Consider the following 15,529-nt stretch of genomic DNA (forward strand, 5'->3'; position numbering starts at 1 on the left):
TGAATATCATTATATGTATTCCCGTTTACTTATCCACCCGTCTACTCGTTTACTTGTAACTTAATTGATTATATTTTCCTGTTCACGTAAGCCTATACTATCCAAACGCTCTTTTATCATCTCCTGAATATCATCTTGCGTAGTATAGTTCTTTTGCAAACTCAGCAAATACTGTTTTGCCTGAAAATCATCACCTTTCTTAATGTATATGTCGGCAAGCACAACAAAACTACGTGCCAGCCAGTACTGGTAGGGCGTATTTTTCTGGGCAAAATCCAAAATTACATTTTCTGATTCGTCCAGTTTACCTTGCTCATAATAAATCTCTGACAACAGGTATTTGGCTTCGGCCCCATTCCGTGTACGTGCATTGTTGCTCAACACCTGCAAATCGGCTATTGCCCCGCTTTTTTTATTCAGGGCTATGTACGCTTTCGCCCTGTTATAACGTGCTTCAAGTTTCACATCGTCGTTGGTATATGTATCATCCACTATTTCGGTAGCAATATCAATAGTCTGTTGATGATTGTGAAGAAAATAGCTGCAACGCAATACTCCAAGGCGCCCTATGTTTTTATTTTCTGTATTATGAGCTATTTCTTGCAACTGCGAGAAATAATTCAGGGCTATGTCGTACTCTTGCTTATCGTATGATATTTCGGCTGTACGCATTACAGCTTCTTCCATGTATTTATTACCTGCTATAGCAGCTAACAGTTCGTACTCGGTCAGTGCCTTGTCTTTCTCATTAGTTTGATAATAACTGTCGGCAAGGTAATAACGTGCTGTTGTACACACAGGGCTTCCGTTATCGCAATACTTACTGATATAAGCCGTAAGCCCTTCGATAGCATGGTCGTAATGCTTGTACAGGTACTGCTTTTCGGCTGCAATAAAGGTAAGCGAATCCTCTTTGCTCACAGCTACAGTCTGCACATTGCCACCCAGCGATTTTGTATATTCAATGTACGATGCCACATTGTTTTTCTCAATATAGGCCGTTTCAAGGCTTTCGAGTGCAGTACGTGATTCTTCGCTTCCGGGATAGCGCGATATTACATATTTAAACGATTCTATCGCCTGATTCAAATCATTTTTGTTCGAATATATCATTCCCCTTTCCAATGCCGCTTTAGGTGCAAGGTTGCTGTTTGGGTAATTATCCAATAGGCGTTGGTAAGTGGCTAATGTCCTGTCGTTATTTTCAAGCATCAGATAGGCGCGCCCTATCTCATACATGGCATCGTCAGCATACTGCGAGCGTGGATACTGGGTTATTAGTTTCTCCAGATTGGTGATTTTCGTAGTATATTTCTTTTGCAAGCCATTTACGTAAGCCACCTGAAACATGGGATAATCGCCGGTTTGGGGCGAAGCTACAATTGCTTTGTTATAGCTTTTTTCGGCATTGGTAAAATCACGTTCGTAAAAATAACAATCGCCCATGCGGTTCATAGCATCGGCATAGGTAGGGTCTTTTGCCGAAAGCCTGCCCGATGCGTATTTCTGAAACCAGTTCAACGCTGTTTCATATTGCTTGGTAGCAAAATAAGCGTAGCCCGACAAATAATAGGATGATTTCAGATTAGGGCTTGCATTTGAAAACGGATTCTGATAAAACGCATTTAAATCAGTTATGGTATGTTCCGGTTTGCCTAACCTGTAGTAAGATTCTGCCCGCCAAAAAAGGCTTTCGGCAGCATATTTTTTATTAGGGGTTTGCTCCAATGCCAATGTAAATTTTTCGACTGCGGAATCATAATTCTTACGCGAAAAATCCTCAGCCCCCATTTGGTTAAGCAGGTATTGTTGTGTTTCGATTAACTTAGAAGTTGGCTTTTTTATTTTCTTGATAGACTCGTAAGCTGCCTGATAGTTCTGTGTAGTCACGTATACTGCCGACAGGTAATCATAAGCACTATCGGCATACTTCGATTCGGGAAATTCTCGCAATAAGCTCTCGAACGCTTTTATAGATTCACCGAATGCCGAGTTCGACTCGTAAGTAGTTAAGGCATAATTATACAAGGCTTCTTCGCGTACCGTTTTATCAAAATTGGTGCTTAGTGCAGCCTCATAAGCCATGCGGGCATTAGGTATGTCCTTTTGCTTTATATACGAATTTCCGATATGCAGATAAGCATTCTCGGTCATTTGGTCTTGCAGCGTAGTTACTCTGGAAAGGTATAAAATGGCATTTGCATAATCGCGTGTTTGGTAATACGACAATCCGAGCAAATAAATATCGTTGCGCAGCACTTGCGGCGAAATGCTCTCGTACTTTTTCAACGATGTTATCGTTTTTTCATAGTTACCTTGTTTATATGCTATTTCCCCCACAATGCGGTATATTTCGGCATTATTGGGGTTATCAGGGTCATTGCTCAGAAGCGTTTCGGCCCGGCTGCCCACCTTATCATACTCCCCTTTATTGTAATATATCTGAATGATATAATATGGTACAATCTGCTTATAAGCAGTTAAGTTTTCCAATTCGAGGAAGACAGGTAACGCAACGTCAAAATTACCTTGAACATATTCTGAATATGCATAATAATAGTTGGCCGAAGTATTATAACGGGTGTTTTTTTCTTTCAGGCTTTTAAACAAAGCCGATGCACGAGTATAGCTCTTAGTTTGAAGCAGCGCATACGCCTCACAATATATCTTCTCGGTCAAGTCGTGAGAATTGAGTTTCTTCTCGTTTACCTTTTTAAAATAATTCAGCGTCCTCTGATATTTTTTCTGCTCAAACATAATCATCCCCAACATAAAATTAGCCTGATCGGCAAACGGGGAATAAGGATGTTTCTGTAGATAGCGGGTAATTTGTTCATCAGCATCTTTTACCCTAAGCTCATAAGCGGCTGCTATCACATAATACTCGGCTTCTTGTATTTTTCCGGCCTGCGTGGGTTTTGCATCTTTCAGGAAATCTTCGAAATAGCGGTTGGCCGCAGCATATTTGCCTTGGTTGAAAAGTTCTTTTCCTGTATCAAAACTATTATCGGAAGAGGTGAATATATGTGTGTTTTGAGCAGAAAGCCCGAATAAGCCTAAACAGAGAAGCAAACTAAAAACAATTGTTTTTTTCATTTATTCAGATTGTTTGTATGTTCCGACACCGTATTTTTAAAGTAACAAATATATGAAATTAATGCAGTTAGGTATATCTCACAAAACTCTGTTCGCATAGAACACCGACGTAAACACAACAGTAGAAACACATAAGAAATCCATTTTCTACAGCAGACTATGCGAAAAGCTATGTGAGCCTATGTGGCAAAAACATAGTTATAACGGTGATTCTTATAGTTTGTTTTATTTTTTGCAAATTTACACGAATATATTTTAATATACGAAGGAGAATAGGAAAAGTTTTGAACTATGCGAAATCTACCCTAACTGCGGATTTTAAATCCGCAGTTAATAAATCACGGGATTACAAATCCCGTGAAACGGGGGAAAAGTTTTAAACTATGAAAAAACTATTCATCGCTACCGCGCGAATCTTTCGCGTGGTAAGGTAAATTGCCACACGATACAATCGTGCGGCAACACAGGCGCTGAAAGCGCAGGTTAAACTTTAACTTGGGCTTACAGCCCGCCAAATTTGCTATTGCAAACTAACCCAAGGCGACGCTTCGCTCTGCCATTGGGCTAAATTAAAACGGGCTTACAGCCCTTAATATCATGATTATTCTAACACTTGAAATCTTCCGATCACGACAGACTACAAATCCCATTGCTACCGCGCGAATCTTTCGCGTGGTAAGGTAAATTGCCACACGATACAATCGTGCGGCAACACAGGCGCTGAAAGCGCAGGTTAAACTTTAACTTGGGCTTACAGCCCGCCAAATTTGCTATTGCAAACTAACCCAAGGCGACGCTTCGCTCTGCCATTGGGCTAAATTAAAACGGGCTTACAGCCCTTAATATCATGATTATTCTAACACTTGAAATCTTCCGATCACGACAGACTACAAATCCCATTGCTACCGCGCGAATCTTTCGCGTGATAAGGTGAATTGCCACACGATGCAATCGTGCGGCAGCACAGGGTAACTATGAAAAGCTATTATTTTCGATGTACATGCCTACCGCTTTTCGGATTGACTTTAACCCGAAAAGCTCAGGGCGGATATTTTCTACGGGTACAAACTCATAACTTTCTACATCGTCCGAAGCCTGCAACCCATCTACCGAAACCAACCTGCAAGCAAAAAACATATCTAATGTAGGAATCGTCATCCCGCTATATTCGTACTCGTTGGGCAATGAAAACAAGTACTCCAACCCGGAAACATCGCCATTCAACTCCTCTTTTATTTCGCGCGTTATAGCTTCTTCCGCCGTTTCGTCACCGTCTACAAATCCACCTGGAAGATCGAGCGTACCTTTCTGCGGCTCCTTTGCCCTTTTACATACCAACAGCTCTCCTCTTTCGTTGTGAATAAAAGCTGCTGTAGCAGCCGAAGCGTTAACGTAATAAACAAAACCGCACATTTCGCACCGCATCGACTTCTCGTTGTTTAAAATAAACTCATCCGAACCGCAAACCGGACAATATTTAAATAAACCGGAAAACTTCATTGTCAAATAGTTATAAGATGGAACAAAATAGAGCAAATTAGAACAAAAAGACATAAACCAAAAGAACCATGTACTTTTATCTCATTTTGTTCCTTTATTCCCAATATTGAGGCAAAATTAAACAAAACTCCGGTAAAATCAGCTAATCCCGATTCCGACAACAGAAATCAACACTATAAAAAAAGATAAATGTTAATAACATTTCAACTAAAGAATTTATTTATTTACATTTAAAGTTTATTTTTGTACAAAATATGCTATCATGAGCCGCAAATTTTCTTTTCCTTCAGATGACGACCCTGATATGACTGTGATACGCTATGAGCAGTTTATTTCCGGCTCAAGCAATTCCGGCTATTTCGACGTGGAGGAATTTGAAACTATAATAGAGTATTATCTGCGCAAAGGAAATACAGCCGAAAGCTCTACTGCTTTGGAAATGGGACTTAAACAACATCCTAACAGCAATACTTTATGTATCAAAAGAGCTAAAATATATCTGATGACCGGGGATGCGTTAAAAGCATACAGGATATTAGAAACTATTCCGGAAAGAAACGAACCTGAAATTTTTCTGTTAAAATTAGATGCTTTACTGAAGCTGGAACGCGATAATGAAGCGAATGAAACGTGTGCAATGATATTTGAACAGTTAGATTCGTCTGAAATGGATTTTATTCATTTAGATGTAGCACATGTTTTCATGAATCACAGGAAATACAACGCAGCCATAAAAGTTTTGAAGGAAGGAAAAAAACATAATCCCCGCAACATCGACTTATTATTTGAATTGGCCTATTGCTACGAGCAATCGGACAATTTGAACGAGGCTATAGCCGCTCAACAAAGCATTGTTGCAATCGACCCCTTTGTTTCAGAGGCATGGTTTAACTTAGGGCAGATTCACTTAGGTATGCAGAATTATACCCAAGCGCTCGAAGCATACGATTATGTACTTGCTATCGACCCGAACGACTCATTTGCCTGTTACCAAAAAGCACATATACTAACGCAGCTTGAACGTTATCAGGAAGCCATCGACTGTTACTTTGATTACGAATTAATGGTTTCGGACAATAAGCTGGTGAACAATTATATAGCTGAGTGTTATGAAAAAATGGAACAATACGATAAAGCTATTGTACATTACAAGGAGACATTACAGTCCGAACCCAATAACTATGAAGCACTCACAGGAGTGAGTGTTTGCCTGCTCGAGCAAGAGATGTATCTGGATAGTATAGACTACATCAAAGAGGCAATAAAAATACACCCGGAACTTCCCGACGCATGGGTATATCTGGGCGAAGCATATATAGGGCTCGATGAATCGGGTAATGCTCTCCGTGCTTATCTGAATGCACTTGAGCGCGACCCTGCCCAGCCCGAAACCTTAATGGCAGTGGGAAATCTTTATCTCGAAAGTTCGGATTACCAATCTGCTTTGTATTACTACATGCAGGCGTACCAACAAGATGAAAATCTGGAACACATTTACTTGTTTTTTGCTATCTGTTACTACAAAACAGGGAATATTGAATTGTCGTTAAAGTATCTGCAGGAAGCTGTTGATGCCGACGAAAATGCAGTGGCTTTATTTTTGGAATTATGCCCCGATGCAGAACAACTGACCAATCCCGATTTTGATGAAAACATATAACATAAGTATCTGAAAATTATATTATAATACCGAACCACAATTCTTGGCAAAGGTCAAGAATTGTGGTTTAAATAAAAAACATCCTGATTCATGAAGAAAAAGATTTTATTCCTTATCATTCTTGTTATTGTACCTGTTTTCTTTCTGAGCGCAGAAAACACACAACCCAAAGACAGCCTGAGCATGTTGCAAAAAGTGGAACGATGGTACGAAAACAACATGAATTATGCTACAATAACCGCTTTGATGACGGTCGAAAGTTCTTTTATCCCCTTTCCGTCCGAAATAGTTATCCCTCCGGCAGCATACATAGCAAGTAAGCCTGAGAGTAATCTTAATATATTTCTCGTTGTATTATTCGGAACAATAGGTGCTTTGCTTGGTGCTTTTATCAATTACGGACTGGCGCTCTGGCTCGGACGACCTATCATCCATAAATTTGCCGACAGTAAAGTAGGACACCTCTTGTTGCTAAGCAGTGAAAAAATCACAAAAGCCGAAAACTACTTCAACAACCACGGCAAAGTATCAACCTTTGTAGGCAGGCTTATTCCCGGCATCAGGCAGTTAATTTCGATTCCGGCAGGAATTGCAAAAATGAATTTAGTGAGCTTCTCTATCTATACTGCGTTAGGTGCGGGTATCTGGAATGGTGTATTAGCATTGTTAGGCTATGCAGCGCATGGCCAAGCCGATTTAATCAACAAATATAGTCACGAAATAGGTTATATTATAGCAGGAGTGGTTATTCTGATAATTGCTTATTTCATTATCAAAAAAATAGTTCAGAAAAAGAAAAAAAGCAAATTATCCGAAGAATAAAGATATGAGAATTTCTCATTTAAAAAAGATTATAACAATGGCGGTGTTTACCCTGATGGTGACATTGCCATTGTTTTCGTCACCTGAAAAGGCTGCTCAAGATTCAATCCCTCAAATACAATCGGGAGTGATGAAAGTAGCCCAATGGTACGAGAATAATATGAATTACGGTACCATTACGTTCCTTATGGCACTCGAAAGTTCGTTTATTCCTATCCCATCCGAAATAGTCATAGCTCCGGCGGCTTATATTGCCTCCGACCCCGAAAGCGACTTGAATATTTTCCTCGTCATTTTATTTGCTACCATCGGCTCGGTTATAGGTGCATTAATTATTTATGGGCTCTCGGCATGGCTGGGAAGAAAAGCCCTTTACAAATTTGCCGACAGCCGTATGGGGAGTGCGCTAATGCTGGATAGCGATTCGATAAAACATGCTGAAGAGGTATTCAAAAAACGAAGCAAAATTTCCATTAGCATCGGGCGTTTCGTTGCGGGTATCCGGCTTGTAATTTCCATCCCTGCTGGGTTAGCAAAGATGAATATTTTTAATTTCATATTCTTTACCTTTCTTGGGTCTGCCGTATACAACACAGCAATGGCGCTTATCGGATACTTTCTGCACGGGCAAGCCGACCTGATACACAAATACAGTTATGAATTTAGTATTATTACCGTAGCCCTGTGTGTAGTAATGATTTTGTTTTTTGTAGTACGCTACATCCTGCTACGGTTGCGAGGCGAAAAAATATACGGGTTAATCGGTTTTCCATTGGAACATTCATTTTCGAAACGCTATTTTACCGATAAATTCAAAAAAGAAAAGATAAAAGCAAGATATAACCTGTTTGAAATAAAGGATATTAGTGAAGTTACCCGAATAATAAAAAAGCAGAAAGTAGCCGGACTGAACGTTACTATTCCATATAAAGAAAAGGTATTCGATTATGTGGATGATTTGGATGTAACAGCCAAAAGCATTGGGGCAATCAATGTTTTAAAAATAACACATAACAAGAAAAATTTCAGAGTAAAAGGTTATAATACCGATGCTATCGGTTTCGAGGAGTCCATCAAGCCATCCATCAAGCCATATCACAAAAAAGCGCTAATACTGGGAACCGGCGGTGCTTCCAAAGCGATTAAATACGTATTGGAGAAACTTGGTATTGAAACTATGTACGTTTCACGCTCTGAAAAAGAAGGAGTTATTACTTACTCATCACTCGATGAAAAAATCATGTCGGAATATAATGTGATTGTTAATGCAACTCCACTGGGCACATATCCTAACATAGATACTTATCCCGATATTCCATATCTGTATATCACCGACAAGCACCTTCTTTTCGACGTGGTATATAATCCTGCCGAGACACAATTTCTTAAAAAAGGGAAAGAGCAAGGAGCTACAATAATCAATGGAGAGCAAATGCTGATAGGACAGGCCGAAGCTGCGTGGAAAATATGGAATGAACAGATATGAGCTAATAGTGAGTAGTGAATAGTCAAAGCAAAACCCCTGCAAGCCATTGGCTTGCAGGGATTTTGTTTCATCAGTAATCTGCATTTAGGAGCGTTCAACCAAATGGGTTCGTCTATATCTTACACCAAAATACAACAAGGCTAAAAACAACAGGAAAAAGACGGCATCAGAAACTGCACCTGCTTGCAATTTTGCATCCTCGCCCGAAAGTTTTCCTCCATTATAATTGGGATCGTCCGGGTCGGTGGTATCATCAAGCATTTGCATTGTCATCCTCAAAGAAGGCGATACTCCCGAAAAAGGTTCGTACAGTTGCTGACTAACCAATTTGTTAGCCCCTACAGCTACGGTTTTATATTCGTTCGAATACTGTAACTTCTGTTCAGTATGCACCTTGTTACTTATCCTTCTGTTATTTTCATCCATTATCTTTTTATCCCAATAAGAAATTATCTTACCATGTTTATCAATATCTTCTTCAAAAAGAAACAATCTTTCCGCTTTCTGTTTCTTTCTCCACTCCTCGTCGTACCTGCTTTTCTTGTCGGCGTGTACATTCTGCATAAAAAAGATACTCATTATCAATATCAACAATGATTTTATATATATCGGTTGTGTATTCATTACTGTTTGTTTTTTTAGATGGTTAAAAAAAAGCGATTATTCTTTACTTCTGTTTAATATATAAAGTACCTCACATTATTTGTTCAACAACTTTATATTTTTCACCTCTTTTTCAGTTATTACTTTTATCAAACCTACTGCCGACAGTCGGTCAGGCATAGGAATAGTACAGTAACTCATGTTCACATTATCCCTCGTGTACATTATGCGTCCTTGCATATCGTATATATAAAGTTGCTTTATCGGGTTTGAATCATTGGAGATTACATGTATCGCATCCGCACCCGTATATACCGACAACTGACCGGAAAGGGCATCTTCGTCAGCAGTTACCCTTTTAGGAGAGATTAATACGAAAAACCTGTCTTCCGAAGGGATAATCGCATTTTGAGCATCTCTCGCCGGCTGATAATCAAAACTATAATCGTACTCAGAATAGTTGCTCAGATTTATACTACTATTTTTCTGAGTATCGATAAAAGTTATATCCGCGTCATAACGCTCCATTCCTCTGAATGTAAGAGTTATCTCGCCACTCCACGAAGTAGCCAAACCGATAGGAATTGTGATTCTGTCGGTACCGATAATGTTATTACCAACCCCTATTTTGCCGTTGGTATGATTTTTTACCGAATATACTTCGGGCAGCGACTTTATTCCTGAAATAATTTTCCGGCTGTCATAATCGGAAAATACGCTTTGTCCACCCTCGCGGCGGGCTATAAAGGTTAATACCGCCCCTGCATCGTTCGAAGCTATAATGTCCAGTTTATCCGATTCATTATCCACCTCGTAGCTATTACTCCTCAACCGGCTATTGCTGCCCGAAGGACGAATAGTTGATATATTTTCCACATTAAATTCCACGTCATACTCATCGCTTACAATAGCTTGTGAGCTTTTCTCTACAAGAAACGCCTGCATTGGCGCAATGTACTTATCGGTAGTGATTTCCTGATTTATAACTCCCGAAAAACCACCTACACCATAAGTTACAAAAGCATTGTCCACCCAAAGATGATAGCACTTCTTGATGACACCTTCGTTATCCTGATATAAATTATCAAAATCGATGGTCGACATATAAGGATTACCTATCAGGGCAATCTCACTATCATCGGTAGTACCAAATTTCACAGGATATGTTACATTAGGACTTCCGCCGCTGTTTTCAAAAATAAAACGGTATGCCTCATTTGAACTTCCCCTGTTATAACTTTCGGTATTGCGGGTTACTTCCAAATAATCGGGATAAGAGGAATCGCCTCCACGGAAACCATTAAATGTGCTTGTTGTTGCTCCCTTATCGTATGTATGAATACGGTGTGCACGGCTCATATCCTCATTCTCAAAATATGGCAATTCCATAATGCCGTTAGTTTGCTGTAAGCCATACTTGCGCGATTCGTCACTTATGGGAGAATCAATGCCTTCGCCAAACTCAAAATATGGTTTGTTAGCCTGATATTTATTCATCCAGACAATCACTCCTTCGCCAGCTGTAAATTCTTCCACCGAGCTTGTAAAATAATCACTCCAATTTGCCCTGAAAATAGTTCCGCTTGCTTCTTTCGAGGCATCGAACTTTCGCAGGAAAGTACCGGGATAACCACCAAAAGAAAAGTCTCCGCTTACTACTTTTTTCAGAGGTAAAGAAAGCATATGCCATTTATTACGGCTCAATGCCGATGCCGACTTTTGAGCAGAGAAAGCCAAATGGTCGCTCAAAGTATTGCTTTTTTGCTGAATGCTGTTCGGATTTTCCAATCCAAAGTTTATCTGCACGTGCGCTTTTTCGTAAGTCAGCAAGTCGGGGCGTCCAAGCTCCCCTCCATGCATGAAGTATATATTATGACATACGTTATTCTCTTTTTCTCCAGTCAACATAGGATAGTTCAAAACATTACCCGGAATGTAAACATCAGTATCCGCATCGGGTACTTGATTTAATGTCCAGTTAGCCGGATTGTTCCAATTATTATCTGCTCCTACCCAAACAGACTTATAAACCGTATTAGCTGAACTTTCAAAAGTAGCCCGTGCTTGTGTAAGAATATCTAAATCTGCTCTGCTAACCGGATTAGCTGCTTTTGCTGCATTAATTGCTGTACGGAAAAGTTCAACGTTCTCTTCAGAATATTGTCCGCCATCTTCTCCTATTTCTGACGAGGCTATTAATTTTTCGGCTGATAATATCGCGTCGTCCAATACCTGTTGGATAGACTGAGTACTTGTATTTATCCGTACGTTGAAAGTTGCCACAGCAAGTGTTAGTGCATTTCTCTCGGCTTTAGTCACTGTAGTTCCATGTTTTTCTACCAACTCGGCCGCCTTTAGCGCTACGATAAAATCATCTATTATTGTTTGATAACACTCACCCGTTTGCTCTCCCACACAGGTTGCAGCCAGCTTATCGCGGGCAGCCTGAAGCTGAGTACAGAATGCACTGTAATTATCATTTGCCGAATTTTCAAACACTTCTCTGGCAGTTATCAATTTTTCCAAAGCGTTGTCTACTTCTGCCTGAGAATAACCGTCTTTATTATAAATTACCTCAGTTCCGTCCAAAATAGTTTTGAAAGCGTTATAATCATACTCCTGATACTGTCCGATACTATTTCCTAATACAGCATTATTAAGCATTATTTTAGATTCGCTTATAGATTCGCCCAGCAAAACCTTATTAGGGTCGTAAGGCAAGTCTATCTTAATAAGCTCAAGCCACTCCGATTCATTTTGGCTTGGATATATGGTATTTAAACCCATTGCAAGCCTGTAGTCTCCATTATTTTGCTGTAATGTAAACAAGTAGTTACTCCTTGTATCAGCCTCGCCCTCTTTACCATAAATAGCATATAGGTGACGGCTATCATCTGTAGTTTTTACATACCGTATGGTGAAATGCTGTTTAAATTCACCTTCATTTTTATCCTCCATGCTGAAACCAAAACCCATAGCATGCGATTGCTGCAAATACTTATCTCCCTGATGAATATAGAAAAAGCCGTCTTTGCCTTCTACGCTTTGGAACTCCCAGAATTGCTTGTCGTCGCCTTGTGAGTACAACTGCCCTGTAAATAAATTAGTTGCATCTGAATTGTACACAATGTATCTTTTTTGCAGATTCATCATTATACGGTATTTCTCCCCTGCTGCCGGAGTAAATTCGGGAACAATGATAGATGCTCTATAAGCAGATAAAGCGGCATCTAACGCAACCTTTGCGTTATCCACTATGGTTTGCGTCAATCCTTCGCCATTCAGTACATCTACAGCATCCTGTATAGCTGCTGCAAACACAGCACGTGCCTCAGCAGGATATTTCCCGCCTTCGGTACCTTCAACGGTTGTGTTATAAAACGCCTGAGCTGTACCTATAGACGATTCTAACTCCTCTGTAAATACCGTACCTTCTTTTATAATAGCTATTTTCGAGGCATCAGCTATAGCATCAGCACAACCGGCTCTTTCTTCATTCAGGTAGAATACCAGATATTTGTTCTGACTAACATTCAGGAATGTGTAATAATCTATTCCGTTTGCAGTTTCTGAGTGAGCCATACTCCAATAACAATCATCGCCAACAGTATCTTTTGCCTTTACATCCGAAACTGTAGCATAAATATATTTACCTGTTTGAGTTTTGATAGAATAAACCTGATTTTCGCCTACTACAGACGAAACAAATTCATATAATTGAGTAGAGGATTCGGACGTTGCTACTTTCTGAATATCATCCGCCTCATTGTCCAGATAACCACCTGCCTGAGATGTTATACGATACAGTTCGGTTGCTTCCGGACTGAAAACAGGAGCTTGCCACAGGTCATTGTAAGCGTCTATTTTTGCATACACATCAACAATAAGATTGTTCAGGGCAGCCCCCACAGGAGAGTAATTTAATGCTACCAAATGCGATTCAAGAGTTTCTTTTACATTGGTAAGGCTAAGTGTTTCAGACTCGCCCGAAGTTCCTCCTTTAGTAAACACCGCATCAACTTTATCTAACAGAGGTTGCAGGACTTTACGTTTCTGAGCGTTAGTAGGAGTTACTTCTTCGAAACGGAAAGTAGTATATCCATTTCCCTGCTTAGGCTTATCAAAAGAAATATTCTGATTTAAATTAGTATTATCTGCTCCAAGGTAGTTATTTGTTTTACATTTGATATAATAATACCCTGCATCGTCATATACGAATGTGAATTTAGAAATATCGCCATCAAAGTTTTTATTATATTTGTTTTGCCAACTACCAGCAGTTTCGTTTGCTACATATTCCTGAGTTGAAAGCTGTTGTAAATTATATTCTTCCGCTTCCGGATTCATTTTCAATATCACAAAAACCTGATTATCGTCCACATACGGTTGGATAACCGCTCTATCCCCATCACGCCCTATATATTGTGAATTTGGAGAATCTACGTGCCTTATTTTATACAGTTTCCCCACTTCGGGCTTAGTCATCGAGGCTTTATATGCCTTTACACTTGCATTTGTATCTCTGATTAGGTTGTTTAAAGCATCCCCTTCCTGTAAACTATCCAAATCTCCTAAATATAATTCAAGAGCACTTTTAATATCATTTATTTCCTGAGTTTCTACAGCCCCAAATTGTGCGTCAATGGCAAGTACATTATTCACTTGTTCCAGCAACGATTCTAATACTACTTGTTTCTGAGTATTTGTAAGAAGCACTTCTTCAAAAACAAAGCGGGAAAGTGCTTCTTTGTTCTTATTGAAAAATATCCTTGAATCTTCATTATTATTTATGCCTATGTAATTATTAGGCATTGTTTTACATTTAATATAAATATATCCTGTAAGGTCGGCTTCGAAGTAAAACTTGGAAATATCTTCTTCGTACGAGTTAGTATATTTACTTTCCCACAAGGCCACACCACGGTTTGCCATATAATCTCCGGTCGAGAACTGCTGTATATTATATTCTTCCGAATCATTATCCATCTTCAATATAAAGAATAATTGGTCTTCTCCTGTAAAATCCTGAGCAATAGGCCAGTCCGAATTATCTCTACCGATATAAACTTCGGGAGCCGAATCATAATGCTTGATTTTATAAAGTTTCCCTGCCTGAGGATAGGTCAACCCTTCAATATCTTTTGTAGTGAATGTGACTGTTTGAGGCAGTCCCTCGTTTCCTGAAAAATCAACCGGAGTTATAGATAAAGAATAGCTTGTACTGGGTTTTAAGTTTTCCAATACGAAACTTGACACAAAAGAAACCTCGCCTACCCCTCCTCCGTATATATAATAAAAAAAGTGTCCGCTGTCATCATTTCCGCTTAATTCCAGTTTAGCAGTAAATTCGGTTGCTTCCGATACCGCAGCAGACGTAATACTTGGAGCCGATTCATCAGCCTCGTCAGCACTATTAAGTTTCGTTATATCATAACTGATTTTATCAGTTTCGCTGTTTCCGCCTACGCTTTGGAATATTGATATTTTCAGCGGATTAGGAATTGTAGCAATAGTAGATGAATATCTTTGTTGTGTGCCGGAGATTATTTTTTCAAGCTTGTTTTCGGTAAAGTCATTGAACGATTCCCCACTTCTATAACGAAGCTGCGACTCCCAATCGGCACCTCCTATAGTTCCTCCACTCAAGTCTGTCCAAGCCCACGATTTCGAACCGATGGTTACTACTTTATAATCCACAGTAACACCTTCACGTTTGGTGTCAGGATTCAGCACTCCCGTACCATACGTTTGGTACAATTCGATACCTTCGCCCCTTATGGAGCCATGCGAAGGTACCGAAGCATATAAAAACGATATAAAGAAAAAAGAGAAACACAACGCCACCAATCGTTTTAAAACAGAAAGCGGCAAAGAAGCAAAGTAGAAGTTTCTTTTCATAAATAATAGATTTAAAAATAGATTCACTAAAAAAATGATATTGAAATCAAGATATCTGTTTCATGAAATATTGTTGATTTAAAAACCGCCTCAGTGTTGTAATTAAAATTACCTGAAAGAAGAGTCTAAATATTCAATATTTTTGATGACAAATATTTATTATGACTTTGTTCAAAGGAAGAAAAAAAGGAAATAGATAAAAAAAGGGAGAAGTTATTTTAACTAAAAACAGGTAGTTTGTATAGTTATAATGAGTTTTTATTTTCAACTTGTTGAGGTTTTGTTGAAACTGAATAAAAACAAAACTGAATAAAAAATGGGAAAAGATAAAAGGATGGATAAAAAATAACAATAAAATAGTATATAAAAAAAGAAAGGTTGTCATCACGACAATAAATCTTCTTCTTTTAACCAGCTATAAATCAGCTTCTTTTTCTTTCCGGACAATCAAAATGTACATCGAA

Annotated in this window: 7 protein-coding genes and 1 pseudogene; 4 read left to right on the plus strand and 4 right to left on the minus strand. The window is 39.1% G+C overall.

The window, feature by feature from the left end; translation table 11 throughout:
• Positions 1-60 precede the first annotated feature (60 nt).
• Together D0T49_RS04570 and D0T49_RS04575 are read right to left on the minus strand one after the other, a co-directional pair.
• Positions 61-3,096: a tetratricopeptide repeat protein gene (locus D0T49_RS04570; protein WP_163629409.1), complete on the minus strand. Its 3,036-nt coding sequence runs from the start codon at positions 3,094-3,096 to the stop codon at positions 61-63.
• Positions 3,097-4,068: 972 nt separating this feature from the next.
• On the minus strand, positions 4,069-4,596 hold the full coding sequence (locus D0T49_RS04575; RefSeq protein ID WP_163629410.1) for an NUDIX domain-containing protein: 528 nt from the start codon (positions 4,594-4,596) through the stop codon (positions 4,069-4,071).
• Between the two features lie 262 nt (positions 4,597-4,858).
• Between D0T49_RS04575 and D0T49_RS04580 the strand changes: the two genes are divergently transcribed.
• The 4 genes and pseudogenes from D0T49_RS04580 to D0T49_RS13050 all read left to right on the plus strand — a co-directional run bounded on the left by D0T49_RS04580 (position 4,859) and on the right by D0T49_RS13050 (position 8,564).
• On the plus strand, positions 4,859-6,256 hold the full coding sequence (locus D0T49_RS04580) for a tetratricopeptide repeat protein (protein ID WP_163629411.1): 1,398 nt from the start codon (positions 4,859-4,861) through the stop codon (positions 6,254-6,256).
• Between the two features lie 183 nt (positions 6,257-6,439).
• A complete protein-coding gene (locus D0T49_RS04585; RefSeq protein WP_163629424.1) occupies positions 6,440-7,078 on the plus strand; it encodes a DedA family protein in 639 nt (212 codons plus the stop codon).
• Positions 7,079-7,265: 187 nt separating this feature from the next.
• Positions 7,266-7,682, plus strand: a pseudogene (locus D0T49_RS13045) (DedA family protein); the annotation flags it as partial.
• 90 nt (positions 7,683-7,772) lie between these two features.
• The gene (locus tag D0T49_RS13050; protein ID WP_239057003.1) at positions 7,773-8,564 is read left to right on the plus strand and encodes a shikimate dehydrogenase; all 792 of its coding nucleotides are present in this window, start codon (positions 7,773-7,775) and stop codon (positions 8,562-8,564) included.
• 84 nt (positions 8,565-8,648) lie between these two features.
• On the opposite strand, the gene D0T49_RS04595 is transcribed toward D0T49_RS13050, so the two are convergent.
• Both D0T49_RS04595 and D0T49_RS04600 read right to left on the minus strand, forming a co-directional pair.
• Entirely contained in the window at positions 8,649-9,188 is a 540-nt protein-coding gene (locus D0T49_RS04595; RefSeq protein ID WP_163629413.1) for a hypothetical protein, read from the minus strand.
• A 75-nt stretch (positions 9,189-9,263) separates the two neighbouring features.
• The gene (locus D0T49_RS04600) at positions 9,264-15,065 is read right to left on the minus strand and encodes a hypothetical protein (protein ID WP_163629414.1); all 5,802 of its coding nucleotides are present in this window, start codon (positions 15,063-15,065) and stop codon (positions 9,264-9,266) included.
• Positions 15,066-15,529: the final 464 nt, after the last annotated feature.

The organism is Paludibacter sp. 221 (genome assembly GCF_010501035.1).
Lineage (GTDB): Bacteria > Bacteroidota > Bacteroidia > Bacteroidales > Paludibacteraceae > QVMH01.